General features: G+C 70.6%; 24 protein-coding genes and 1 pseudogene. 15 read left to right on the plus strand and 10 right to left on the minus strand.

The annotated features are described in order from the left end of the window. Positions 1 to 53: 53 nt before the first annotated feature. Entirely contained in the window at positions 54 to 461 is a 408-nt protein-coding gene (locus ACGFIS_RS14270; RefSeq protein ID WP_392911197.1) for a hypothetical protein, read from the plus strand. A gap of 284 nt (positions 462 to 745) precedes the next feature. Beyond that, positions 746 to 1,156 carry a tyrosine-type recombinase/integrase gene (locus tag ACGFIS_RS14275; protein WP_392911199.1) on the plus strand — a complete coding sequence of 137 codons (411 nt, stop codon included), beginning with the start codon at positions 746 to 748 and terminating at the stop codon, positions 1,154 to 1,156. Positions 1,157 to 1,186: 30 nt separating this feature from the next. On the opposite strand, the gene ACGFIS_RS14280 is transcribed toward ACGFIS_RS14275, so the two are convergent. Both ACGFIS_RS14280 and ACGFIS_RS14285 read right to left on the minus strand, forming a co-directional pair. Further along, a complete protein-coding gene (locus tag ACGFIS_RS14280) occupies positions 1,187 to 2,146 on the minus strand; it encodes a coiled-coil domain-containing protein (RefSeq protein ID WP_392911200.1) in 960 nt (319 codons plus the stop codon). A gap of 352 nt (positions 2,147 to 2,498) precedes the next feature. After that, positions 2,499 to 4,358, minus strand: a complete 1,860-nt coding sequence (locus ACGFIS_RS14285) for a serine/threonine protein kinase (protein ID WP_392970992.1) — start codon at positions 4,356 to 4,358, stop codon at positions 2,499 to 2,501. A 122-nt stretch (positions 4,359 to 4,480) separates the two neighbouring features. Here ACGFIS_RS14285 and ACGFIS_RS14290 point away from each other — a divergent pair, with 122 nt between their 5' ends. Together ACGFIS_RS14290 and ACGFIS_RS14295 are read left to right on the plus strand one after the other, a co-directional pair. Beyond that, entirely contained in the window at positions 4,481 to 4,993 is a 513-nt protein-coding gene (locus ACGFIS_RS14290; protein ID WP_392970995.1) for a sterol carrier family protein, read from the plus strand. Between the two features lie 126 nt (positions 4,994 to 5,119). Continuing rightward, complete coding sequence (locus ACGFIS_RS14295) at positions 5,120 to 5,758, plus strand: LamG domain-containing protein (protein WP_392970998.1); 639 nt, start codon at positions 5,120 to 5,122, stop codon at positions 5,756 to 5,758. Between the two features lie 61 nt (positions 5,759 to 5,819). Here ACGFIS_RS14295 and ACGFIS_RS14300 read toward each other — a convergent pair whose 3' ends face one another. Then, entirely contained in the window at positions 5,820 to 6,212 is a 393-nt protein-coding gene (locus tag ACGFIS_RS14300) for a hypothetical protein (RefSeq protein ID WP_392911206.1), read from the minus strand. A 128-nt stretch (positions 6,213 to 6,340) separates the two neighbouring features. On the opposite strand from ACGFIS_RS14300, the gene purF reads away from it, so the two are divergent. Together purF and purM are read left to right on the plus strand one after the other, a co-directional pair. After that, the gene (gene purF, locus ACGFIS_RS14305; protein ID WP_392911208.1) at positions 6,341 to 7,789 is read left to right on the plus strand and encodes an amidophosphoribosyltransferase; all 1,449 of its coding nucleotides are present in this window, start codon (positions 6,341 to 6,343) and stop codon (positions 7,787 to 7,789) included. Further along, on the plus strand, positions 7,789 to 8,832 hold the full coding sequence (gene purM, locus ACGFIS_RS14310) for a phosphoribosylformylglycinamidine cyclo-ligase (RefSeq protein WP_392911210.1): 1,044 nt from the start codon (positions 7,789 to 7,791) through the stop codon (positions 8,830 to 8,832). Before purF ends, purM begins: the two co-directional genes overlap by 1 nt. Positions 8,833 to 9,095: 263 nt before the next feature. Here the strand turns inward: purM and ACGFIS_RS14315 are convergent, their stop codons facing one another. Both ACGFIS_RS14315 and ACGFIS_RS14320 read right to left on the minus strand, forming a co-directional pair. Then, positions 9,096 to 9,302 (minus strand): DUF3073 domain-containing protein, encoded by a 207-nt coding sequence (locus ACGFIS_RS14315; RefSeq protein WP_392911449.1) that lies wholly within the window; start codon positions 9,300 to 9,302, stop codon positions 9,096 to 9,098. Between the two features lie 300 nt (positions 9,303 to 9,602). Further along, entirely contained in the window at positions 9,603 to 10,736 is a 1,134-nt protein-coding gene (locus ACGFIS_RS14320) for a Leu/Phe/Val dehydrogenase (protein ID WP_392911212.1), read from the minus strand. Positions 10,737 to 10,861: 125 nt separating this feature from the next. Between ACGFIS_RS14320 and ACGFIS_RS14325 the strand changes: the two genes are divergently transcribed. After that, entirely contained in the window at positions 10,862 to 11,740 is an 879-nt protein-coding gene (locus tag ACGFIS_RS14325; protein ID WP_392911214.1) for a hypothetical protein, read from the plus strand. Positions 11,741 to 12,013: 273 nt separating this feature from the next. After that, on the plus strand, positions 12,014 to 12,217 hold the full coding sequence (gene bldC, locus ACGFIS_RS14330; RefSeq protein ID WP_012850682.1) for a developmental transcriptional regulator BldC: 204 nt from the start codon (positions 12,014 to 12,016) through the stop codon (positions 12,215 to 12,217). A 222-nt stretch (positions 12,218 to 12,439) separates the two neighbouring features. Here bldC and ACGFIS_RS14335 read toward each other — a convergent pair whose 3' ends face one another. Further along, a complete protein-coding gene (locus tag ACGFIS_RS14335; RefSeq protein ID WP_392911216.1) occupies positions 12,440 to 13,243 on the minus strand; it encodes a TetR/AcrR family transcriptional regulator in 804 nt (267 codons plus the stop codon). Between the two features lie 183 nt (positions 13,244 to 13,426). Here ACGFIS_RS14335 and ACGFIS_RS14340 point away from each other — a divergent pair, with 183 nt between their 5' ends. The 4 genes and pseudogenes from ACGFIS_RS14340 (at position 13,427) to ACGFIS_RS14355 (ending at position 17,564) form a co-directional block, all read left to right on the plus strand. After that, a complete protein-coding gene (locus ACGFIS_RS14340) occupies positions 13,427 to 14,533 on the plus strand; it encodes a LacI family DNA-binding transcriptional regulator (RefSeq protein WP_392911218.1) in 1,107 nt (368 codons plus the stop codon). Between the two features lie 308 nt (positions 14,534 to 14,841). Then, a complete protein-coding gene (locus ACGFIS_RS14345) occupies positions 14,842 to 15,078 on the plus strand; it encodes a hypothetical protein (RefSeq protein WP_392911220.1) in 237 nt (78 codons plus the stop codon). A gap of 118 nt (positions 15,079 to 15,196) precedes the next feature. Then, entirely contained in the window at positions 15,197 to 16,030 is an 834-nt protein-coding gene (locus tag ACGFIS_RS14350) for an N-acetylmuramoyl-L-alanine amidase (protein ID WP_392911222.1), read from the plus strand. Between the two features lie 63 nt (positions 16,031 to 16,093). Then, a pseudogene (locus ACGFIS_RS14355) lies at positions 16,094 to 17,564 on the plus strand (methyltransferase). On the opposite strand, the gene ACGFIS_RS14360 reads toward ACGFIS_RS14355, so the two are convergent. Together ACGFIS_RS14360 and ACGFIS_RS14365 are read right to left on the minus strand one after the other, a co-directional pair. Continuing rightward, positions 17,561 to 18,631: a quinone-dependent dihydroorotate dehydrogenase gene (locus ACGFIS_RS14360; RefSeq protein ID WP_392911226.1), complete on the minus strand. Its 1,071-nt coding sequence runs from the start codon at positions 18,629 to 18,631 to the stop codon at positions 17,561 to 17,563. The pseudogene ACGFIS_RS14355 and the gene ACGFIS_RS14360 overlap by 4 nt on opposite strands. Before the next feature lie 82 nt (positions 18,632 to 18,713). Then, positions 18,714 to 19,823, minus strand: a complete 1,110-nt coding sequence (locus tag ACGFIS_RS14365) for a hypothetical protein (RefSeq protein WP_392971001.1) — start codon at positions 19,821 to 19,823, stop codon at positions 18,714 to 18,716. Positions 19,824 to 20,039: 216 nt separating this feature from the next. Here ACGFIS_RS14365 and ACGFIS_RS14370 point away from each other — a divergent pair, with 216 nt between their 5' ends. After that, complete coding sequence (locus tag ACGFIS_RS14370) at positions 20,040 to 21,056, plus strand: SCO0930 family lipoprotein (RefSeq protein WP_392911230.1); 1,017 nt, start codon at positions 20,040 to 20,042, stop codon at positions 21,054 to 21,056. Between the two features lie 163 nt (positions 21,057 to 21,219). Continuing rightward, positions 21,220 to 21,906, plus strand: a complete 687-nt coding sequence (locus ACGFIS_RS14375) for a class I SAM-dependent methyltransferase (protein ID WP_392911232.1) — start codon at positions 21,220 to 21,222, stop codon at positions 21,904 to 21,906. 4 nt (positions 21,907 to 21,910) lie between these two features. Here ACGFIS_RS14375 and ACGFIS_RS14380 read toward each other — a convergent pair whose 3' ends face one another. After that, on the minus strand, positions 21,911 to 22,690 hold the full coding sequence (locus tag ACGFIS_RS14380) for a DUF6597 domain-containing transcriptional factor (RefSeq protein ID WP_392911234.1): 780 nt from the start codon (positions 22,688 to 22,690) through the stop codon (positions 21,911 to 21,913). A gap of 65 nt (positions 22,691 to 22,755) precedes the next feature. Between ACGFIS_RS14380 and ACGFIS_RS14385 the strand changes: the two genes are divergently transcribed. After that, positions 22,756 to 23,331: a TIGR03086 family metal-binding protein gene (locus tag ACGFIS_RS14385; protein ID WP_392911236.1), complete on the plus strand. Its 576-nt coding sequence runs from the start codon at positions 22,756 to 22,758 to the stop codon at positions 23,329 to 23,331. A 3-nt stretch (positions 23,332 to 23,334) separates the two neighbouring features. Here the strand turns inward: ACGFIS_RS14385 and ACGFIS_RS14390 are convergent, their stop codons facing one another. After that, positions 23,335 to 23,532, minus strand: coding sequence for a hypothetical protein (locus ACGFIS_RS14390; RefSeq protein WP_392911238.1), 198 nt, complete (start codon positions 23,530 to 23,532; stop codon positions 23,335 to 23,337). Positions 23,533 to 23,576 lie beyond the last annotated feature (44 nt).

Raw genomic sequence — 23,576 nt, forward strand, 5'->3', positions numbered from 1 at the left:
GTGTGTAACCCGGGGTCGTCCAGGCTGCGATTGCTCCGCGCTACGCTTCGCCGATGGCAAGGGCGAACGCTGATCCAGGAGTCATCGCACGCTTTCGGGGCGGCCTGGAAGCCGGCTTGCTGCACGTGACCGACTCGGAGTCCCGGGAGTACTTCGATTCCGACGACTGCGCGAATGGCTTCGTTGTCGGCCGTACCTTCGTGATCGTTGGAGCGGCTTGCTTCGTTGACGATCTTGTGGATGTGCGCGTCCGTAGTGATGGCTCGCGTATTCCGTCACCACCGGTGTTCGCCGGACCTCTGGAGGTGGCGAGCGGTGCTCTGGTGGTCGGCGACCTCACGCGCGAAGAAGAACTCGGCGTCGTGGTGCCGGTCGATGCCGGAACCGTGCACGTGACGATCGTCCGCAATCACGACCAATTTGCTACTGAGGTCGATGTGACGCTGAGCCCTCCGAGGTGACGAACTGGCGTCACCCCGCGCCGCCAACCCGGCATCGCTCCGGAGTGCCCATTCGCGCGAACGGTGAGACGTTGTGACAGAGCTTGGCGCGCGAATGGGTGCTCCGGCTCCAGGAGGGGTCTGGGGAACCACGGGGTTCCCCAGTAGCGCACGCGCAACCGATCTTCCGGCTATCTTCCCCGCTGACTCCAACGGCGCTCGACCACAGTCACGCCCTGGTGCTCGTCGCCGAACGGGCTTAGAGCTTCGGTGTCGAATCGTCAGGGCGGCGGCGCGCCCTTGCGGTGAGCGGTCGGGGCGGGGCCGGCGGGCGTGGCACGACGTGCGGCCCCGCGCGGCCGTCCGGTGACCGGCGCCCACGCCGCACGCTCCGGGCGGCCTGGCGCGGGGCCGCGCAGCGGCCCGAGCGCCGCCGCCCCTTGAAGCCTGCGCTCTTGCGTGCCGATGTTTCGGCAACTCGGGACAACGGCTTTCACGCGCTGCGGCATCACTTCGCCAGCGTGCTCCTGGAGCAGGGTGTTGACATTCGGGCGCTGGCCGAGTTCCTCGGGCACGCTGACCCCGGTTTCACGCTCCGTACCTACACGCATCTCATGCCGTCCAGCCGGGATCGGATGCGCAGGGCGATTGATGACACGTGGGGAACGATTCCGGGCACGAGTGCCCTGGATGTGCCCTCTCGGGAGATCTCGTGAGCTGCGGCCCTGGTCGGAGGGCCTGCACGCCTAGAAGACCGAGATGTGGACGTGGTCGTAGTGGTTCGCGGTGTTGCCGCCTCGGTTCGACATTGAGCGCCAGCCGGGGCTGCGCATGTCGTAGATGCGCTGCCGCCAGATCACGTACTTGATGCCTAGGGCGCTCGCGTGGGAGATGGCGTACTGGGCGGCCTGGTCGCCTTGGGCTCTCGCGCTGCCGGAGGCCATCACGCCGCCGGTCGTCACCATGAAGTCGCAGGCGCGGCCGGTGCCGTGGTCCTGGGGGTCGCCGGTGCTGCGGACGCAGCCGATGGTCGGGAACGGGCCGAACTCCACGTCGATGGTGTTCTTGACCTTGAGCATGCGGGGGGTGACGCCGCCCATGCCGACGCTCGGCGACTCGGGCTTGTACTTCTTGACCAGTTGCTTGATCTTGGCCTGGCGGCTCTTCAGGTCCTTGATCTCGGCCTTGAGCTGCGTCATCTTCTCTTCGGCCTGCTTACGGGCCTTGATCTGGTCGTTGACGAGCTTCTGGATCTGCTCGACCTTCGCGGCCTGGTTCTGTGCCATGTGGCTGACGAGGCTGGCGTTGCTGAGGAGTTCGCTCGGGTCCGCGGCGGCCAGGAAGGTGACCGTGGGGTCCTCGCCGTTCGTCATGTACTTGGTCGCGGCGATCCGGGCGACGACGTTGCGGGCCTCGACGAGGTCCTTCTCCAGGACCTTCGACTTGTTGTGCGCCTTCTTCGCGGCGTACTGGGCGTCCTTGAGCTTGGCCAGGTCGCCGCCGTACTCCTTTTCGAGCTGTTCGATCTGCCCGTTCAGCTTGCGGAACTTGGCGCTGTCGCCCGGGTCGTACGGGGCGGACGCGGGTGCCGCGGCGCCGGCGGACGGTGTGGCGGTACCGAGCAGCGGCAGTGCGGTGGCGATCGCCACGAGAGCCAGGGCGGTGCGTCGTCCACTGCGCCTGCGTGTGGAGGCGGGGGTCTCCACCTGTTCTCCTCTCGTCACGGCCGTAGGTCAACGAACATTAAAAGAACCGTCTGTGCCTCGCCAAGGCTAAACCCCTGGTGTGGATGAGACGGCGCGAAGCGCGAGATGCCGGTTCCGTTGCCGGGAGCCGAGCCATCTTACGGGACACGGCTTACGGCTCCGCCTTGGGGCAAAGCCGGTTCGGCTGCAGCCGTGAGCACTTCAGGGTACGGGGTGGAGTTGTCGTTGGTTCACTGTCCGCGCTTGCGGGCACGTCGCCGACGTTCCGGGGGCGGCCGAGATCGGTATCTCGATCGCGAGAACCTTAGCGGAACTACCCAGATTTAGGGTGCAAATCGGGTGTTCCGCCCGGTCAGCTGCGGCTCAGCATGCCTCCGTAGGAGAGGTTCGTCCCGGGCCTGGTCCACGTGTACTGCAGCGTCCCGTCCGGCTGCCGGGTGATCTGGACGACCCCGGACGTGCACGGCTTGCCGATGGCCAGGGACATCTTTAGCGCGCTTTCCGTGCCCCTCGTCAGCCTGAGCGTGCCGTTGCACTTCTCCCGGGGGTAGACCGCCTGTGCGGTCGTGCCGCCCACCTCGAACGTGACCTCCACGGGGAACGACACGTTGCGGTTGGTGTTGACCACCGTCCCCTTCCATGTCCCCCCGAACGATGACGGGATCGTCGTCACCGGACGGTTGTTCGACGCGTTGGCGCTGTCGGGCGGTGGCCCTTCGTCGGCCTTGAGCTGGGGCCACAGCACCAGCGCGATGATGGCGATCCCCACGCCGACGCCTATGAACAGCGAGAGCGCCACCCCGAGCACGTGGTTGCTGGGGCGCCGCATCTTGCTCAGGGCCGCCAGCGGCGAGGAGCCCCTTCCGCCGCTTTCACGAACATCTCCCATGCCCGGGACGAGCGGGGACGGTTCCGTGGTGTTCGCGTACTCCAGGTCGATCGCGTCGAACGTGGCGGTCGGGTCGGGGCCGACCGCGTCGAACCTCGCGGTCTGGTTCGTCCGGTCGGGGCGTCGTGGCTCGAACGCGTTGAAGGTCGTGGTCTCCTCGAAGGCGCCCGGGTCGAGGTCGGCCGGGGGCGGTGCGGGCTCGGGCTGTGACCTGCGCGCGCGCGAGAGCTTGCCCAGCAAGGGCAGGGACGGCGACGGAGCGGTCTCCGCGGCAGGGGGCGAAGGGACGCCCGGGGGAGGCCCGGCAGGTGCGTTCGGGCCAGGCCCTGGCAGCCCCGGGGCGAACGTGGGCGCCACGCCGGGGTCGGGGGCCATGGGACGCGGCTGCGCACCCATGGGCGGCATCGGCGGAGGTGGCACGGCCGGGGGTGCGGGCGGCTGCGCGGCCGCGCCCGAGGCGAGTGCGAGGCCTTCGTCGACCATGGAGGACGGCATGCGGCCGGCCAGCGGGTTCGTCCCGTCCAGGAGCCGCTGGAGGAGATCCTTGGCCGTCGGACGGTTGGCCGGGTCCTTGACGAAGGCGCCGGCCAGCACCTCGCGCAGCGAATCGGGGACGCCGGTCAGGTCCACCTCGTCGTAGACGATCCGCTGCATCACCTCTGACGGTGAGCCGGTCCCGAAGGGCTGCCTGCCCGTCGCGGCGAACAGGATCGTCGACGCCCAGGCGAACACGTCCGCGGCGGGTCCGATGCCCCTGCCGCTGAGCTGCTCCGGGGCCTTGTAGGAGGGGTCCTCGGTGATGTGCCCGGAGAAGGCCACGTTCACCGCCTCCAGGGCGCGGGCGATACCGAAGTCGCTCAACCTCGGGCCGTCCCGTCCCAGGAGGACGTTCCCGGGCTTCAGATTGTGATGAAGGGCACCCGCCCGGTGGACGGCCGCGAGGGCGATCGCCATGCCGACCGCCAGACGCTCGACGACCGCGCCGCCGCGCACGCCCTCCTCGTCCACGAGCTGCTGGAGGGACGGCCCGTCCACCCATTCGCTCACCACGAAGGGGCGGTCGCCCTCCACATCGGCGTCCAGGATCGCCGCCGTGCAGAAGCCGGACACCTTCCGGGCGGCGGTGAACGCGCCGTTGAACCGTGTCCTGGCGACGGGCTCGCCGCTCAGCCGCACATGCAGGACCTTCACGGCGACCTGGCCGCCCGCAGGGTCCCTGCCGACGAAGACGGCGCCCTGCTCGCCGACGCCGAGCCGTCCCGTGATCTCGTACGAGCCGAGTCTTCGCGGGTCACCCGGCTGCAGGGGCAGCGCCTCGGGCATCTGACGAACCTCCGTGTCCTCCAGGGACCGCGTCCCTGGTCTCCCCGTTCCCTTCACTCCCCCATGCCTGGCGGGGTCCTTTTTACCGTCTGCGCGGTGTCCCGGGCGCCACCGCAGGGCGAATGGCCGTGGACCATGACCCGGTAACGTCGGTGGCGATGCCGCGAAAACCGCTTTCCCTCGCTGTCCTGAACGAGCAGCGCACCGCGCTCGGCTTGCCGGCGTACACCGGCGTGGACGAACCGGCCGCGCTTCGTCGCGCGGCCCTGGACACCGTTCTCGCCTGCATCGAGGCAGGGAACGACGAACCGTCCCGGCCGGTCGTCAAAGGAGCGGTGCGCTTCCTGCTCGACCGGCTCGCCGAGCTGGCGCCCGGCCGTTCTGTGGAGGTTCGCGTCCCCCCTTACGCCGCCGTTCAGTGCATCGACGGCCCGCACCATACCCGGGGTACACCACCGAATGTGGTGGAGATGGACGCCACCGCCTGGGTTGCCTTGGCCACAGGCCGATTGGCCTGGGCCGACGCCGTCGCGGACGGACGGGTCCGCGCCAGCGGCGCGCGCGCGGATCTGTCCGGTCATCTTCCACTGCCCATCGGCCTGCCCGTCGATCAGGGGACTCCGGAGCCCGGCTGAGAGACAGTGTCCGGGAGGACGGCCGAGCCGGGCTATTGGCCGATCGTCCAGTTCGGGTCTTGCCGAGACCGCCGGGCGCTGCCAGCGTGGTCACCACCGTCCGTTCGGGGCGCTGGAGGTGATCCCGTGCTGATCGCGCACTGGACGTTCGACGTCGGCACCGTGGACGGCCGCCGGGTGGCCGACGCGGCCGGCGCCGCACCCGCCGCCGAGCTGAACGACGACGCCGAGATCGTCCCGGGCAGGGACGGGGAGGCGCTGTCGCTCGGCGGGAGCGGCCGGGCCGTGATTCCCGCCACACCTCAGCTCGTCCTGAGCCAGGTGTTCGGGTTCAGCGTGACGTTCTTCGTCCAGGTCGCGGAGGAACCGACCGGAGAGTGGCGCAGTCTCGTCTACAAGCCGGTCGCCGAGAACGACGCGCGGGGCCTCGGGCTGTGGCTGTACCCGGACGCGATGCGGCTGCGGGTCCAGTTGTTCACCGTCAAGGGGCCGGACTACGCCGACAGCCGCGCCAGGCTGGCCCTGGGCGAGTGGGTGCACATCGCGTTCGTCGTTGACGCCGCCGGGATGTCCCTCTACATCAACGGCAGGCTGGACGTGACCGTCCCTCTGGAACATGCCGTCGTCACACCGGCCGGCCCCATCTACCTGGGCAGCGAACCCACCAAGCCTGGATTCGGCGGCCTCCTTGACGATTTCCGCGTCTACGCCTCGGCGCTCGGCGAGGAGGCCGTCCGCTCGCTCGCCGACTACCGAAGCCCCTAGGAGACCGTAGGAGCCCCGGAGCCCCCGGACCCCTTGGACCCTGCGAGCCGCCGGAGAGGCCTTAGGGAGTGGTTGTGCGCCCCGGGGGAGTGGCATCGGCCTTGGCGAAGGGGAACTCGCGCTCGACGCAGCCCCGCCGCGACGAGTCGTCCGGGTACCGCGCCTCGTCCCCGCACTCGGCCGCCTTGCTCAGCAGCCAGAAAAGAATTCCCGCACCGATGACGAGGGCGAGGGCCGAGCAGACGACGCCCACGACCGCGGGCCGCCGGTCGGCGTCGCGCCGGACGAGGGACATCGCCCCCAGAACCAGTCCGGCGAGCGCCGGGATCATCCCCGCCAGGCACAGGACAAGGCCCGCCAGGCCGACGATTCCGAGCACCTGGGAGGCCCTCGCCATGGTGCTCCGCTTGGGCGGCGCGGGCGGCGCATACGTCTGGTACCCGGGCAGCGTCATGCGTTCCTCCACGTGTCGGTCACCAGACTCCCCCGAGGTATGTGATGCCCGTGGTTCGGGGGAGTAAAGGTCCGTTAAGTACATGCCACCGATCGGAGCAGCTGAATCGGGCATCTAGACTGGCAAATGTGCCTCTCGGTGACGGACGTCTGAGCCACGACATCGACTCCTCTGACCGCCCCCCGCAGGATGCTTGCGGGGTCTTCGGCGTCTGGGTCCCCGCGGACCAGGCGTCGAGGGCGGAAGTGAGCAAGCTGACCTACTACGGCCTGTACGCGCTCCAGCACCGCGGGCAGGAGTCGGCGGGCATCGCCGTCAGCGACGGTTCACGCATCGTCGTGTTCAAGGACATGGGCCTCGTCGCCCAGGTCTTCGACGAGTCGGTGCTGAACACGCTCCGCGGCCACATCGCCGTCGGTCACTGCCGCTACTCGACGACCGGCTCGCCCACGTGGGAGAACGCGCAGCCCACGTTCCGGTCCAGCGACGCGGGAGGGCTGGCGCTCACCCACAACGGCAACCTGATCAACACCCCGGAGCTGGCCGCGCGGCTGGCGCCCGGCGTGCTGACCGCCACGACCGACACCGAGGTGCTGACGGCCCTGCTGTCGACCCACGGCGACGGCCCGCTGGCGGCGGCGCGGGAGATCCTGCCCGCCACCCGCGGCGCGTACTCCCTGGTCTTCATGGACGAGGGGACGCTGTACGCCGCCCGCGACCCGGAGGGCGTCCGGCCGCTCGTCCTCGGCGCCCTGGAGGACCGCGGCTGGGTCGTGGCGTCCGAGACGGCCGGCCTCGACATCGTCGGCGCCCGCTTCGTCCGCGAGATCGAACCGGGCGAGATGGTCGCGATCGACGCCGCCGGGGTCCGGTCGGAGCGGTTCGCCGAGGCGCGGCCGAAGGGCTGCCTGTTCGAGTACGTCTACCTGGCCCGGCCCGACACGTCGATCGCCGGACGCAGCGTCCAGGCCACCCGCGTCGAGGTCGGGCGCCGGCTGGCCCGCGAACATCCCGTCGAGGCCGACATGGTCATCCCGACCCCCGAGTCGGGCACCCCGGCCGCGATCGGCTACGCCGAGGCGTCCGGCATCCCCTACGGCCAGGGCCTGGTGAAGAACTCCTACGTCGGCCGGACGTTCATCCAGCCGTCCCAGACCATCCGCCAGCTCGGCATCCGGCTCAAGCTCAACCCGCTGCGCGAGGCGATCGAGGGCAAGCGGCTGGTCGTGGTGGACGACTCGATCGTGCGCGGCAACACCCAGCGCGCCATCGTGGGGATGCTGCGGGACTCGGGCGCCGCCGAGGTGCACGTGCGGATCTCCAGCCCGCCCGTGTCCTGGCCGTGCTTCTACGGCATCGACTTCGCGACGCGTGCCGAGCTGATCGCGGGGAACCTGTCGGTCGAGGAGATCCGCGACTCGATCGGCGCCGACTCGCTGGGCTTCATCTCCCTGGACGAACTGATCTCGGCGTCCCAGATCGCCAAGGACAACCTGTGCCGGGCGTGCTTCGACGGCGTCTACCCCATCCCGGTGGACGAGGCGGCCCGCGGCAAGCACCTGCTGGAGGTCACCTGATGGCCGGTCGCCCCACGCCGGTCTCGTACGAGGCCGCCGGGGTCGACATCGCGGCGGGCGAGCGCGCCGTCGAGCTGATGAAGTCCCGGGTGGCCCGGGCGCGGCGTCCGGAAGTGGTCGACGACGTCAGCGGGTTCGCCGGCCTGTTCGACGCCTCGGCGCTCCTGCGCTACAAGCGCCCCCTGCTCGCCACGTCCACCGACGGCGTCGGCACCAAGGTCGACCTGGCGCGTCGTCTCGGCGTCTACGACACGGTCGGGCACGACCTGGTCGGCATGGTCATCGACGACCTGGCCGTGTGCGGCGCCGAGCCGCTGTTCATGACGGACTACATCGCCTGCGGCAAGGTCGTCCCGGAACGGATCGCCGACATCGTCGGCGGCATCGCGGACGCCTGCGCCCTGGCGGGCTGCGCCCTCGTCGGCGGCGAGACCGCCGAGCACCCGGGTCTCCTCGAAGCCGACGAGTTCGACCTCGCCGGCGCGGGGACGGGCGTAGTCGAGGCCGGCGAGATCCTCGGCCCCGACCGTGTCCGCCCTGGGGACGTCGTCATCGCCATGGCGTCGTCCGGTATCCACTCGAACGGGTACTCGCTCGTGCGCCACATCCTGGCCGCGACGGACCTGACCCTCGAATCCGAGCCGGCGGAACTCGGCCGTTCACTCGGTGAGGAACTCCTCACACCCACGCGCATCTACGCCAGGCACTGCCTGGCTCTGATCCAGGCCGGTGGGGTACGTGCTTTCGCTCACATCACGGGTGGCGGGCTGGCCGCGAACCTTGCCCGCTCGCTGCCTGCGACGGTGGACGCCGTGCTGAACCGCTCGTCCTGGGAGACACCGGCCGTGTTCCGCGTCCTGCAGGCCCACGGGGACGTCCCGCAGGCGGAGATGGACAAGACCTTCAACCTCGGCGTCGGGATGGCGGCCATCGTCAGCCCGGACAGTGCCGATGCGGCACTGCGCCTCCTGACCTCCCAGGGCGTGCCGTGCTGGCACCTGGGCGAGATCACCGAAGGCACCGGCACCGCGGCCCTGGCGTGAGGGACGGCGGCCGGATCAGAGACTCCGCGCGCGGAACGCGGCGCGGACATTGCCTGTGAGGGCTGAGAGGGACGCTGAGCGTCTCTCAGCCCTCACGGGCCACACGGGACGCGTGCGCCGCCGAACGTGCCCTGCGGGCAATCTCGGCGGCCTTCGGAGACCATGACGAACCACACCCCCATGACGTACACCTTGGCGAACATCAAGAAGTCACGACAAACGCCACCGCCCTGTGCTGCGGGCAGTGGCGTCCTGTCGGCCGATCAACCGGAGGTGCCGTCCTTGCGCTCCTCGGTGCCGTAATCATCGGCGAAATCGGCGTACTTCTCGGCGAGCTCGTCGTAGGAGTCCTCGCCGGAGTCATCGACTCCCAGTTCGCTCTTCAGGCGGTCGAGGTCCGTGTTGCCGCTGTTGTACTTGAGCTGTCGGGCAACCTTTACCTGCTTGGCCTTGGCTCGGCCGCGACCCATTGGCTCGACCCCCTCGATGGTCAGGGCTTTCGTGGGCCCATCAACGCGCGCGTGTACCACACGAACCGGTGCCTGATGAGCCATGCGTCAGTCACGGGTACAACCGTACCCGTTTTGCGCCCGGCTCGGTACATCGACGGTACGTGGCGGCGCCCCTGTTGGTGCTAACAACAGTGTATCCCGTGGTCACGGGTACGCGCCAAAGCCGTCGTGGGACGGTCGTGCGGTGCCCCACGGCGGCTCTGGCAACGGTCTTGCAACGGTCTAATCAGTACAGCGAATCGTCCCGGCGCGGCCGGCTCAGAGCAGGATTCCGCGCAACCTTCCGATCTCGGACATTCGGCGCTCGGCGAGCCGGTCGGCGGCGACCGCCGGCGGGACGCCCTCGTCGGCGGCCAACGCGAAGATCTTGCGGGTGGTGTCGTAGATGCCGGTGGCGCGGGCCTTGGCGCGGTCGAAGTTGAAACCCTCGATCTCGTCCGCGACCTGGATCAGGCCACCGGAGTTGACGACGTAGTCGGGCGTGTACAGCACGCCGCGGTCGGCGAGGCTCTTCTCGACGCCGGCGTGGGAGAGCTGGTTGTTGGCGGCCCCGCAGACCACCTTCGCCTCCAGCGCGGTCACGGTGTCGTCGTTGAGGGATCCGCCGAGCGCGCACGGCGCGTACACGTCCAGCCGGGCGCTGACCATGGCGTCGGCGTCCGCGAGGACCTCGACCTCCGGGTGGATCGAGCGGACCCGGTCGACGGCGGCCTCGTTCACGTCGCAGATCACGACGTCCGCGCCGTCCTCGCGCAGGTGCTCCACCAGCCGGTGGCCGACCTTCCCGACGCCCTCCACTCCGACTCGCCTGCCCTGGAGCGTGGGAGAGCCCCACATGGTCTCCGCCGCGGCGCGCATGCCTTGGAACACGCCGAACGCGGTGAGGATGGACGAGTCTCCGGCTCCGCCGTGGGCGACCGTCCGGCCGGTGACGTACCGGCACTCGCGCGCCACGACGTCCATGTCCTCGCTGAACGTGCCGACATCGCACGCCGTGTAGTAGCGGCCGTTGAGCGATTGGACGAACCGTCCGTAGGCCCTCAGCATCGCCTCGGACTTGTCGATGGACGGGTCGCCGATGATGACGGCCTTGCCGCCGCCCAGGTCCAGCCCGGCCATGGCGCTCTTGTACGCCATGCCCCGGGACAGGTTGAGCACGTCGGCGAGCGCCTCGTCCTCGGACCCGTAGGGGTAGAAGCGTGTACCTCCCAGTGCCGGGCCGAGCGCGGTCGAGTAGATCGCGATGATGGCGCGCAGGCCGCTCGCCTCGTCCTGGCAGAAGACGACCTGCTCGTGACTTCCGAAGCGCGAAGCGCCGGAGGGTACAGGGGGGTTGGCCCCCTGTGTGACGGGGTCGGTGCCCTTGTGGGGCGCCCCGAAGACATTAGGCACGGTAGTGCCCTCCTCTCTGTCTCTAAGATCAGCGTAGGACGCCGGATGCCGCCACGCAGGGCCGGATCTCGTGTAACGATGCGATCGTGCTTCCGTACGCCGCGTACCTACGGGTTTATGAACCGGTGACCGCCTTCCCGGAGCCCGCACGGACCTTGTGGACGGTCTACGCCGACTCCAGGCGGCGCCCCCGGCGGATCCATGCGCTCGGGGTGGAGCACCGCGACGCCGCGCTGAGGGTGACGGGTTCGCCGCCGGAGGTCGCGCCGGAGCGGGAGAGCAGGGACGCCTACGTCAGGCGCGTGGAGGACATGATCTACGTGTGCCCGTGGGAGACGAGGCTGCGCTCCTGGCTGGCCCTTGAGCGCTTCAGGAACGAGCACGCCGCCGGTGTGGCGGCGGCGTTCGTCCCGCCGCCGCTGTCGGAGCGGGTCATGGGCGACTTCGAGCAGTGGAAGCGCAAGGGACGGCCGCTGCGTCCCCACATCCTGACGAGCACCTGGCATGTGCCGCTGGACTGGTTCGTGCCGTTCGCGCGGGGTGAGCGGTGCCTGATGCTGGGCACCCCCGGGACGGGGTACTGCAAGCCGGACGACGCGTCCGAGGACCAGGGAGGCAATGGCCCGGCGACGGCGGCGCCCGTCCGTACGCTGATCTACGTCACCTCCATGGGTGAGGCGCGCCGGCGGGTGTCGGCCGCGCTCCCCGTGGTGCGTGAGAACCTCGGTGACGGGACGGGCGACGTCTATCTCCTGTCGGCGGGACGCCTGGAGACGCTCGGCCGGTGGCTGGACGGCTTCCACCCGCGCGCGCTTGTGGAGCTCGACTACGGAGGGCTCGTCCATCTGCTGGACGACCGGGCGCTCCGGGCGGACGAGTCGGTGGCCGAGATGGCCGTGGCGCTCACCGGGATGGAGCGGGGCGAGGCCGAGCTGACCGTGGCGATGTACAAGCGGCTCCTCGCCCGCTGGCGGCCCGTCCGGGCACTTGAGACGGCGAACTAAAACAAATTTCCCGAATCCGCGCGCGATACGACTATACGTGTCGCTAGAATCACGCAGCGTGACTCAGTCGCCACCGTACAGCCACGGCACCCCGCATCCGCGGGGATGTTTGCACGCAACTACCGCCAGGAACTTGCTTGTTGCGCTGAGTGGTGGCAAGGTTACACGTTGTGATGTCATAGTGGCTCTTTCGGGCCATAGGGGACATCAGTGACCGCGCGAGGATCAATCGCAGGATCGCTGTCATCGGTCCACGGAGGAGAGGCCGCAAACATGTCAGCACGTACGCCAGAGGCCGAGCCCCTGCTGACGCCGGCGGAGGTGGCGACGATGTTCCGCGTCGACCCCAAGACCGTCACACGGTGGGCGAAAGCGGGAAAGCTCACGTCCATCCGGACACTGGGGGGGCACCGCCGCTATCGCGAGGCGGAGGTGCGGGCGCTGCTCGCGGGTATCCCGCAGCAGCGGTCGGAGTAACCGTGTTCGCTGCGCTGCCCTCGGCGCCGGGCGCCGAGCCGCCCGGGGCCGGGGGCAGCGCACGGCACCGTTCTGACGTGCGCGGAATTTGGGACACATGAGACCTTGTGTCCACATGAGGACACCGCCCGCTCAAGGGGACATTTAGTTCACGTTTGGACAAAGTGTCCAGCGATCGTCTTCCCTGGATGACGACCCGGTCCAAGAAGGCACGGCCCGGGGCTAGGAGTTCATCTCCTCCTGGGAGAGGCGGTCGAAGAGGTTCGCGGTGCCGGGGTCGTGGCGTCCGGCCGCGTGGAGCATGACGACCAGGTGGTCGACCAGCAGGCTTTCCAGCCCGGCGCGGGTCACGTCGCGGTTCTCCAGCCAGTCCAGGCCGGCGGTCTCCACGGCCGCCATCCAGGAGCGCAGCGTGATGCGCAGGATGGGCTGCGGGGTCTCGACGTCCAGCGAATGCAGGATCCGGTCCAGCAGCAGCCGCCGGATGCCGTCGACGATCTCGCCGACCTCGCCCGAGCGGTCGGCGGGCCCGCCGCGCAGCAGGGCCGTGTAGCCCGCCGCGTGGCGTTCCACGAAGTCGAAGTAGCGCCGCAGCGAGATTCGCAGGCGGTCCAGCGGCTTGCCCTCGGTGGGCGGTTCGAGCAGCACCGACAGCTGCTTGGCGGCGCTGCCGAGTGCGGCGATGTACAGCTCGTACTTGCCGCCGAAGTAGTGGTAGACGAGTGCGCGTGAGGCGCCTGCCGCGGCCGCGACATCGTCGATGGAGATGTCCTCGGGCGAGCGTGTGCTGAACAGCTGCAGCGCCGCAGCGATCAGTTCCTCCCGCCGTTCGTCGACGCTGAGCCTGCGGCGGCCTCGCCCGCCGCGCTGCCCGCCACCCTGCTGGCCGGCTTGCCGGCTCCGCGCCTTCCCACCGGCCACCGCACGATCTACCACCTGAGCAGCGTATCCGAGCGCGGGCGGCGGCAGGCCATGCCGGCGGCGGACGAGCCGGGCTTTCACCGGGTCGTGATCATCCTCCGGCACGGCTGTGATCCGGAACACCACAGGCCCGAACCACCATTGTCGGATGCCCGTTACTCCCTGTTGCGACGGTTCGGGGCGAAGGCGCGGCATCATGGCATCTCCTCCCGAGCGGAGGCCGGCGCGCCGATCCCCCAGCGGCGCGCCGCCGCGGCAGGTCCTGCAGGTCCCCCTGGACGGAGTGCCATGTCAGCTGAGCAAGCAAATCCCCCGCACAACGGGCGGGAGGAGGGTGCGGTCCCCCGGCCGCGCAACGAGCCCTCTCCCGCCGCCCGCGGTGAAGGGAGGGCCGTCCCCTCGCCGAAACCGACGATCCGCAACGTCGCCGAGCGCGCCGGCGTCTCCAAATCGCTCGTCTCCCTGGTGATGCGGGGGTCACCGCATGTGAGCGAACGCCGCAGGCAGGCCGTCCTGCAGGCCGCCCGCGAACTCGGCTACCGGCCGAACGCCGTGGCCAGGAGCCTGGTCGAGGGACGCACCAGGCTGATCGGCGCCATCGTCGCCGACCTGCACAATCCCTTCTTCGCCGAGTTCCTCGACGGGCTGCAGGAGAGCCTGCACGGCGCGGGCCTGCGGATGCTCGTCGGCAGCGGCCGCTGGGACCCGCTGTTCGAGGCCGAGGCCGTCGAGGCGTTCCTGGAGATGCGGGTGGACGGGCTCGTGCTGCTCAGCGTCGTTCCCGAGTCCCTCAAGGAGGCCGCGGCGAGCGTCCCCGTGGTCGTGGTCGGTGAACGCGACGTCGTCGGCGTCGACATCGTGGTCGACGACGACGAACTGGGCGCCAGCCTCGCCGTCGACCACCTCGTCGAACTGGGCCACCGCCGGATCGCCCACATCGAGGGGGCGCGCTCCACGACCGCGCGCTACCGCCGCGCCGGCTACGAGCGGGCGATGCGCCGGCACGGGCTGGCCGGTGAGACCGTCGTCGAGCCCGGCGACTTCACCGAGGACGGCGGCTACCGGGCCGCCCGCGCGCTGCTGCGCCGCGACCCCCGTCCCACCGCGATCTTCGCGCCGAACGACCTGGTCGCGACCGGTGCGCTGTCGGCGGCCGACGAGCAGGGGATCCGGGTACCGGAGGAACTGTCGATCATCGGCTACGACAACACCCATCTCGCCGCCATCCGGCACATCTCCCTCACCAGCGTGGACCAGCCGCGCCGGGACATGGGGCGGGTGGCCGCCGAACTGCTGACCGCGCGCATCGGCGACCCGTCCCGTGCGGCCCGGCAGAACCTGGTCGTCCCGCATCTGGTGGTCCGATCGACGACGGGTCCCGCCCCCGCCGCCTGAACCCGCCCGCGTGCCGTTCCCCCGCGTGGACGTCCCCCCGCCTCTCAACGCTCCCGCCAAGTCGTTCACCCGCCGGGCCCGGTCATGTCCGGGGTACGGAGACGGTCGATCGTTCCTTGAACCGGTGTGCGCCGGGTAAGGGGCTGGCCAAGTCTGCCGCATTCGCCAGCCCGTAACCCCTCCCCGGCGGGTTAATGGGACTCACCGTTCGGCGGCAGGGTCCGGGCGGCCTCGGGGGAGGCCGCCCGGACGGGGACACCGCCGCGCGGCACGGCGAAAGGGTCATGTCCATCAGGGGGGTTGATCTCGTGCGTGATCCGGAACTGGTGTCGTGCGCGCAGCGCGCGGCAAGCGAATTGGAACGCGCCTGGACGGAGTGGCGGCACGCGCGCGGCCTGGCCGAGGAGGTCTCGGAGTCCGTGGCCAGCTACGTCGCCCATTCGATCGACCACCCGTGGGGCCGTCCCCGCGTGGTCCTGGGGCTGGACGCGGAGGAGGCGCGCGCCCTCGCCGCGCTGCTGGGCAAGGAGGATCCGCTCGGCTGATCCGCACCCTCCGGGCGGCCAGCGGCACGGGACCTGTTTCCCGGACTTCGTTTGACGTACCCCCATCGGTGTGCAGACTGTGTGGGTCGTAACGAACTCATCACGGAGGAATCGGTCAGTGCGCATCCATCGAGGCGGCCCGCTGGCCGTCGGTATCGCGCTGTGTCTCGGCGCACTCACCGCGTGCGGGGGCTCCTCCGGGACGTCCCCCGGCGGGGGTGAGACCGCGATTCCGCCGAAAGCGGGCGCCCCGACGCCCGCGGGCAAGACGCCCGCGGCGGCGAAGGGCGACGCGTCCGCGCTGGACGGCAAGGTGATCGTCATCGATCCCGGGCACAACGGCGGAAACGCCGACCACCCGGACGCGATCAACAAGCAGGTCAAGATCGGCAACGGCAGCAAGGCGTGCGACACGACCGGGACCGAGTCCAACGCCGGCTACCCCGAGCACGCCTTCACCTGGGACGTCTCCAAGCGGCTCGCGAAGCTGCTGCGCGCCGAAGGCGCCGAGGTCGCGCTGACGCGCAAGAACGACAAGGGCGTCGGCCCGTGCATCACCGAACGCGCCGGGATCGGCAACAAGCTGAAGGCGGACGCCGCCGTGTCGATCCACGCCGACGGCGCCCGCGCGTCCGCATATGGCTTCCACATCATCGAGCCCGTCTCGGTCGGCAGGAACGCCGAGATGGTGCCCGGTTCCCACAAGCTCGGCAAGGCCCTCCGCGACGCCTACCACGAGGGCACCGGCATGGCCTACTCCAACTATCTCGGTGAAGAGGGCCGCGACCGGCGCGATGACCTCGGCGGCCTGAACATGTCGAACGTCCCCAAGGTCTTCATCGAGTGCGGCAACATGCGCAACAAGGACGACGCGGCCAAGCTCTCCAGCGCGTCCTTCCGTCAGCGCATAGCCGAGTCCCTCTCCCAGGGCTTCAAGACGTACCTGCAGTGACGCGCACCGTCCGCATCCTGGCGGAGGACCCCGTGACCCTCGGGCAGGGGGCAGGATGGGGGAGTGTCTGATCTTCGGGAGCCTCTTCTTCGCGTCCGCGACGTCCTGCTGGGGGCGGGTTACACCGTCGCCGGGGTGCGGGAGCTGCTCGGGCCGGTCGCGGGCGGGGCGCTGGCGCGGGACGAGATCACGCCGGCGCTGCGGGCGACCGGCGGCGGCTCGCCGGTGGAGGTCCTGACGCGGCTGTTCTGGCTGCAGGTGCCCGTGGACGCGGCGGCGATCGCGGCGGACGATCTGGTGGCCGCCGGCCTCGCCGAGGTGTCGGGCGGAGAACTGCGGGCCCGGCTGCGCGTCGAGCCCGCTGGAGGCGGTGAGCGGGGACGGGCTTGCCCGGGATCCCGGCCATGCCGGATATGTCGTGTCGGATCTCACGGTGCGGCCGGGGTCTGGAGCCGTCCCGGGGGCCGATCACGTGGTGGGTGCGGGCGGCGCGTCCGGCGGCCTGGCCCGGCTAGTTGTCCACAAGCCTGTGGAAAACGTGCTCGATCTCGGGACGGGCTGCGGTGTTCAGGCGGTGCATCTGGCGGGGCGTTCCCCCGCCGCGCGGATCACCGCGACGGACGTCAATCCGCGGGCTCTGGCACTGGCCGAAATGAGCTTCGCGCTGTCGGGCCTGAACGGTGCCGAACTGCTCCAGGGGTCGCTGCTGGAGCCCGTCCGCGGCCGCCGGTTCGACCTGATCGTGTCCAACCCCCCGTTCGTCGTCGCGCCGTCCGGCGGGCGGCACTTCACCTACCGGGAGTCCGGGATGCCGGGCGACGACTTCTGCCGGCGTCTCGTCGGGGACGCTCCACGGCACCTGACCGACGGCGGATACTGCCAGCTCCTGGCGAATTGGCTGCATATCGACGGTGTCCCGTGGGAGGAACGCGTCGGCTCGTGGGTGGACGGGTGCGACACGTGGATCGTCCAGCGGGACGTCCAGGACCCGGCGGAGTACGCCGAGCTGTGGCTGCGGGATTCCTGCGAGGCCGGGACCCCGGAGTACCGGGCGCGGTACGGGGCGTGGCTCGATCACTTCGAGCGCCTCGGTGTCACCGGCATCGGATTCGGGTGGATCACATTGCGTCGCAGCGAGCGCCCGGCCGTCCGGATCGAGGAACTGCGGCATGCCGTCGAGCAGCCCGTCGGCGCCTACGTGGACGACGTGCTGGACGGCCTCGCCAAGGCCGCAGAGTTTTCCACAGCCTGTGGACAGACTCTGGGGGTCGCGTCCGGCATCGTCCAGGAACAGATCGGCGCGCCCGGCGCCGAGGACCCCGAGCGGATCGTGCTGCGCCAGACCGGCAGGCTCCGCCGCGCCGCCGCCGTCGGGACGGTCGAGGCCGCCCTCGCGGGCGTCTGCGACGGCACCCTGCCCCTCGACCCGCTGCTGGGCGCGATCGCCCAGCTGACCGGCACGGACCCGGCCGAGGTACGCGCGCAAGCGGACGACGTCCTCCCGGACCTGATCGCCGACGGCTTCTTCGGTTAGCGGCGGGCGTCGTCCAGGGTGCGGAAGGTGCTTTCGCGGAGGCGGCGGGACAGGGCGCGGTTGACGCGGTGGGCCCACAGCGGCCCGCCGTAGATCATGCCGGTGTAGCCCTGGACGAGGGTGGCGCCCGCCCGGATGCGTTCCCACACGTCGTCCGCCGTCTCCACACCGCCGACGGAGATCAGCGCGATCCGGCCGCCGGTGCGGGACCGCAGCCGGTGCAGCACGTCCAGCGAACGCTCCTTCAGCGGCGCGCCGGACAGCCCCCCGGTCTCCTTCACCACGGCGGGCGGGCTGAGCAGGGCGTCCCGGCCGATGGTGGTGTTGGTCGCGATGATGCCGTCCAGGGCGAGGTCGAGGGCGAGATCGGCGACCGCGTCGATGTCGTCGTCCGCGAGATCGGGGGCGATCTTGACCAGCAGCGGGACGCGGCGGGCGGACGCGCGGTCCGCGGCCTCGCGCACCGCCGCCAGGAGCGGGCGCAGGTGCTCCACGGCCTGCAGGTTCCGCAGGCCGGGGGTGTTGGGGGAGCTGACGTTGACGACGAGGTAGTCCGCGTGCGGGGCGAGCCGCCCGGCGCTCGCCACATAGTCGGCGGCCGCCGACGCCTCCGGGACGGCCTTCGTCTTGCCGATGTTGACCCCGACGATCGTCCCGCCGCCCCGGCCGCGCAGCCGGCGCGCGGCGGCCTCCGAACCCTCGTTGTTGAAGCCCATCCGGTTGATGACCGCCCGGTCGGGGACGAGCCGGAACAGCCGCGGGCGCGGGTTGCCGGGCTGCGGACGCCCCGTCACCGTGCCGATCTCGACGTGGCCGAACCCGAACGCGCCGAGCGCCTCGTAGGCGACGGCGTCCTTGTCGAACCCGGCGGCGAGGCCCAGCGGGCTGGGAAAGTCCAGCCCGAGGGCGCGTACGGCCAGCGCCGGGTCTCGGGGCGCGAGCAGCCGCCGCAGGAGCGGCACGGCCCCCGGCGCCGACTGGATCGCGCGGAGCGCACGAAGCGTCAGGTGGTGGACGGTCTCCGCCGGGACGCGGACGATGACCAGTGAGAACAGGAGTCGATACATCGTCCGCAAGTATCTCAGCCGGGCCTGTCCGAAAACCCGTCGAGGGGGGCCGAACGTCCGGGCGGGACGAGCAGCGCGCGGTTCAGCGTCCGCGGAAGGTGCGGCGGAGCTGGAGCCGGACGTCCCGGCCCGCCTCCCGCATCGTCCGGCGGGCCGAGCTGACGGGATCACGCACGCAGACCCGCCACGTCTCCCGGACGCCCCGCCCGGCCGGACGCAGCACGCTGCTACCGACCCACCGCGCCGGAGCGACGATCAGGACCCGTCCCGGAGCGACGACGAGCGTGCGCCACAGCCACCGCAGGACGCGGGCCGCGAGCCGCCATGTCCCCGCGACCCCCGCCGCGATGGGCGCCAGGACGTACCGCCACACCGCCCGGGCGGGCAGCACGACCAGGACACGCGCGAGCCACGCCAGGCACCGGCCGATCAGCCGCCAGGACCAGGCCACGCCACCCGCGAACGCGCGCCAGCCGGCGGCGAGGACGCTCCCGACCGCACCGAGCAGGAGAAGGGCGCCGCGTGCCAGCCAGGCGAGGCCGAGCAGCGGCGGACGCAGCAGGTAGCGCCACACGAACACGGCCGGGATGACCACCAGCACGGCGATCAGCAGGCCGATGCCCTTGAACAGCAGGGTGAGCGCCTGGCCGGTGATCCCGGCGAGCCAGGCCAGCCCGCGTACCAGTGCCCGAAGCGGGCTGAGCAGAAGCAGCCCCAGAAGCCATCCCAGTCCGCGTCCGACCATGGCGAGGAACCGGCCCACCGGGACGATCAGCACACGGTAGACCCAGCGGGCCAGGTGCCCGATCCCGCCCCCCAGCCAGCGCAGCGGCCGGACGATGAGGAGGTGGAGCAGCGCGCCGATCCCTCGCGCGACGGCCGCGACCAGCCGCCCCACCGGGGCGAGCAGCCACCGGTACAGCCCGAGCCAGACCCACCGCAGCATCCGGCCGATGAGCCGGCCCAGCCGTCCCGGCGCCCGCATCAGCCCGTTCCACACCGCCCGCACACCCCGCGCGACCAGCACCACCAGGTCGTGGACGAGGCGGATCGGTACGACGACGATCAGTGCGACGACGCGCGCCGGGATCACGATCCACGCCGGGCCCGGCCGTTCCCGGACCGGCTCGTCCGGCCGCCGCTTGCTCAGATTGATCGGAGGGTCCGCGGGTGCGTCGTCGCCGGTGGTCACTGCTGTCTGCCTCGCGAAACGTCGATGTGAACAACTGTGCATAGGGACCCGGCCCGCGGCCGGTCGGTTCCGGTGGGTTCAGGTGGGTTGAACCCGTCCGGGTGCCACACCGTACTGCTCCTCGGTTCGGGAGAGCGGTGCGGCGGCTCGGACCCGGCCGACGTGCGGGAACCGGAACCGGAGCCGGGACCCTGGACGACCTGGAGGACACACGGCATGAAAATCCCACGTTGGGCGTTCCCCGCCGCGGCCGCCCTCACCGCCTCCGGGCTGGTGATCACGGCGTGCGGACAGGAGAGCGCCGGGAGCAAGCAGAACGCCGCGGGCACCCAGAAGCAGGCGCAGGCCGCCCCCTCGGCCCCGCCGGCCCCGACGCCGGCGGCCGCGCCCACCACGCTGGAGGTCGCCCGCATCGCCAGGCTCGGCACGATCGTCACCGATGGCGACGGCCGGACCCTCTACCGGTTCGACAACGACACCGCGCGTCCGTCCGCGTCCACCTGCGCGGAGGCGTGCGCGAAGGCGTGGCCGCCGGTGTGGGCGGGCCAGGCGCGGACGGAGGTCGAGGGCGTCCGGCAGTCCCTGGTCGGCAAGGTCAAGCGTCCCGACGGCCGGTGGCAGGTCACCCTCGCGGGATGGCCGCTGTACCGGTACGTCAAGGACAAGAGCCCGGGTGACGTGAACGGCCAGGGCGTCGGCGGCACCTGGTACGCCGCGTCCCCGACCGGCAGGAAGGCCGCCGCCCAGAACGCGGACGCACCCCCGAAGCGGGGCATGGTCATCAGGGCCAGGAACGACCCGAAGCTCGGCCGCATCCTGACCGACGGCCAGGGCCGCACGCTCTACCGCTTCGACAAGGACGACGACAGGCCGCCGACCACCACCTGCTTCGGCGACTGCAAGAAGGCGTGGCCACCGGTCGTCTTCAGGGGCTGGAAGGACGTCAGGCTCGAAGGCGTCAGCAAGAAGGTGGTCGACTTCATCGAGCGCAAGGACGACGGCGAGTGCCAGATCACCATTGACGGCTGGCCCGTGTACTACTACGCGAAGGACGGGCAGCCCGGCGACACGAACGGCCAGGGCGTCGGCGGCGTCTGGTGGGCCACCACCCCCACGGGCGACAGGGCCACCGCCATCGGCTCGTCCCCCGGCAACGGCAAGGGCCGAGGCAACGGCTATGGCCGGGGCAACGGCAACGGCTACGGCGGCTACGGGTCAGGCGGTGGTTACTGAAACCACGCCGCGCCACCCGCCCCACAGGCGAAGGCGCGGAGGGCTCGCGGGTCGGTCGGGGTCCGCGATCCCTCCGCGCCTTCTTCATGCCGTCCCGGGGATCTGACCGGGATCGGTCGTGGGCGTTGACACGGACTGTTGATCTTTCTGCGACGATTGGGGCATGTATGAGCGCTTTGCCGACGAGTACGCCTCCCACGCCGAGGACAGCGCCTACAACGCCCTCTACGACCGGCCGGCCGTGCTCGGTCTCGCCGGGGACGTCGACGGGCTGTCGGTCTTCGACGCGGCCTGCGGCCCCGGCCTCTACGCCCGCGAACTGCTGAGCCGCGGCGCCCATGTCACCGGCTGCGATGTGAGCCCCACCTTCGTCGAACTCGCCCGCGCCCGCTGCGAGGAACGCGCCGACCTGCGCGTCCATGATCTGTCCAGGCCGCTGACCTGGGTACCGGACGACTCCGCCGACCTGGTCGTCCTCGCGTTGGCGTTGCACTACATCGATGACCGGGTCGCCCTCCTGGAGGAGTTCCGCCGCATCCTGACGCCGCGGGGCGCTCTCGTCCTGTCGACAGAGCACCCGGTCATGGGATGGATTCGTTTCGGCGGCTCGTATTTCACCGAGGAGGCGGTGGAAGAGTCGTTGAGCCCGAAACGGAACTGGCCCATCCGGGCCTGGCGCCGCCCATTGACCGCGATCTGCGCCGAGTTCCGCGAAGCCGGGTTCCTCATCGAGGAGTTTCTCGAACCTCGTCCCGTCCCTGAAATGGCCGAACGCTACCCGCAGGACCACGCGACCCTTGAGCAGCTCCCGGCCTTCGTCGCCTTCCGGTTGGTCCCGGCGCCCGGCTGAGGGCTCAGACCCCGGCGTATCTGGCCGGGGAGACGCCGACGGTGGCGGTGAAGTCCCTGGTCAGGTGTGACTGGTCGAAGTAGCCGAGGTCGCCGGCCAATGCGGCCCAGTCGATGTGGACGCCCTGGTCGGCGCGCGACGCGGCCTCGTGGAGACGTGCCCGCCGCAGCACCCATTTGGGGCTCGCGCCCACGTACTCGGCGAACAGCCGTTGCAGGGTCCGGACGGAGACGTGCAGTGCATCGGCCGCCTGGTCGACGCGGAAGAGGGCGGGGTCGGCGATGATGGCCTCGACCATTCCAGCCACTTCCTCGGCGACGGGATCCGGGGCGGGAAGGCCGTTCAGGAGGAACTCCTCGGCCGATTCCACCATCGCGCCGATATCGGTGTGCCGGAGGACGGCGCGGCCGGCGTCCTCCACTTCCGGGCGCAGGACGTCCGCGGCGCGCACCCTGCGGTCGGCGAGGTCGATGACCGGCCCCGCCGCGAACGGCCGGAACGCGCCGGGCCGGAACTTCACGCCGAGGACCTGCCCCCGTCCTTCAAGGCGCCGGACGAACAGCGTCCGATCCACGCCATAGATCAGCGGGAAGGGTTCCTCGAAGACGAGGTGGACGTTCGGGTGGGACAGCACCTTCGTCTCGTACGGCTTCTCCGTCCGCCACTGCACGTGCCAGTAGAACTCCACGAAACGCGCCAGGGCGGGGCTGGGAGACGCCCGCTCGACGGTGGCGACGGTCGCCTGCTCGCGTGGGTACAGCACCCCTCGTCCAAGTTCGCCCACCTGACCAGGGTACTTGGCGCATTTGTCCAAGAGGTGTCCCCGCGGGCGCTCGTAGCGTGCTGCGTATGCATGAGAACCACGCCTACTTGAAGGAATGCGCCGCCGAGGCCGCACGTGTCGCCCACACCGTTCGGCAGGACCGGCTGACGGATCCGACCCCGTGCGGCGGGTTCGACCTCCGGACGCTGGTGAACCACCTGGTGCTCTACACGTCCCACGGCCTCGAACACCGTGCGCTGCGCAAGGAGCTTCCGGACGAGCTCATCGGGCACGACTTCACCGCCGATGCCGCCTGGCCGCAGGAGTACGCCGGGCAGCTCGACCGCGCGGTCGCGGCCTGGGCGGACCCGGCCGTGTGGGACGGCGACATCGCCGGCACCCCCGCCGCCGACATCGCCGCGATGATGATCCTGGAAATGGCCCTGCACGGCTGGGACGTCGCGAAGGCCACCGGCGACGAGTACAACGTCTCACCCGATACCGGCCGGTTCATCCTCCGGATCGTGGAGCAGAACGCCGAAATGTATCGCCAGTACGACGGTTTCGCCGCTCCCGCACCCGTGGACGAGGACGCGCCGCCCTTCGAGCGGGCACTGGCCGCGTCCGGTCGTGACCCCGGCTGGCGACCCGGCTCCCGCTGACCGTCACGTCTCGGCGGGCTCCTCGATCCGCCACTGCCCGACGTCGCTGTAGCCCGAGTCGTAGACGGCCGAGCCGTCACCGGGCTTCAGCGCGTAGTGGTGGAGGTTGCCGCCCCAGTACCGCAGGATGCGGCCCAGCTCGCGGGCGGCGTCCTCGCCCACCACGCCTTCGCTCATGTCGACCTCAAGGATGAACTTCACGTCCCTCAACCTTCCGATGAAGTGCCGTCCACCCTCAATTGTTT

This window comes from Spirillospora sp. NPDC048824 (genome assembly GCF_043198455.1).
Classification (GTDB): domain Bacteria; phylum Actinomycetota; class Actinomycetes; order Streptosporangiales; family Streptosporangiaceae; genus Spirillospora.

Bases quoted from the DNA above. Each gene is read 5' to 3' on its own strand.
- ACGFIS_RS14270 (WP_392911197.1), top strand. From the start codon at position 54: ATGGCAAGGGCGAACGCTGATCCAGGAGTCATCGCACGCTTTCGGGGC.
- ACGFIS_RS14285 (WP_392970992.1), bottom strand. From the start codon at position 4,358: ATGCCCGAGGCGCTGCCCCTGCAGCCGGGTGACCCGCGAAGACTCGGC.
- ACGFIS_RS14290 (WP_392970995.1), top strand. From the start codon at position 4,481: ATGGCCGTGGACCATGACCCGGTAACGTCGGTGGCGATGCCGCGAAAA.
- ACGFIS_RS14300 (WP_392911206.1), bottom strand. From the start codon at position 6,212: ATGACGCTGCCCGGGTACCAGACGTATGCGCCGCCCGCGCCGCCCAAG.
- purM (WP_392911210.1), top strand. From the start codon at position 7,789: ATGGCCGGTCGCCCCACGCCGGTCTCGTACGAGGCCGCCGGGGTCGAC.
- ACGFIS_RS14315 (WP_392911449.1), bottom strand. From the start codon at position 9,302: ATGGGTCGCGGCCGAGCCAAGGCCAAGCAGGTAAAGGTTGCCCGACAG.
- bldC (WP_012850682.1), top strand. From the start codon at position 12,014: ATGTCAGCACGTACGCCAGAGGCCGAGCCCCTGCTGACGCCGGCGGAG.
- ACGFIS_RS14340 (WP_392911218.1), top strand. From the start codon at position 13,427: ATGTCAGCTGAGCAAGCAAATCCCCCGCACAACGGGCGGGAGGAGGGT.
- ACGFIS_RS14360 (WP_392911226.1), bottom strand. From the start codon at position 18,631: ATGTATCGACTCCTGTTCTCACTGGTCATCGTCCGCGTCCCGGCGGAG.
- ACGFIS_RS14370 (WP_392911230.1), top strand. From the start codon at position 20,040: ATGAAAATCCCACGTTGGGCGTTCCCCGCCGCGGCCGCCCTCACCGCC.
- ACGFIS_RS14375 (WP_392911232.1), top strand. From the start codon at position 21,220: ATGTATGAGCGCTTTGCCGACGAGTACGCCTCCCACGCCGAGGACAGC.
- ACGFIS_RS14385 (WP_392911236.1), top strand. From the start codon at position 22,756: ATGCATGAGAACCACGCCTACTTGAAGGAATGCGCCGCCGAGGCCGCA.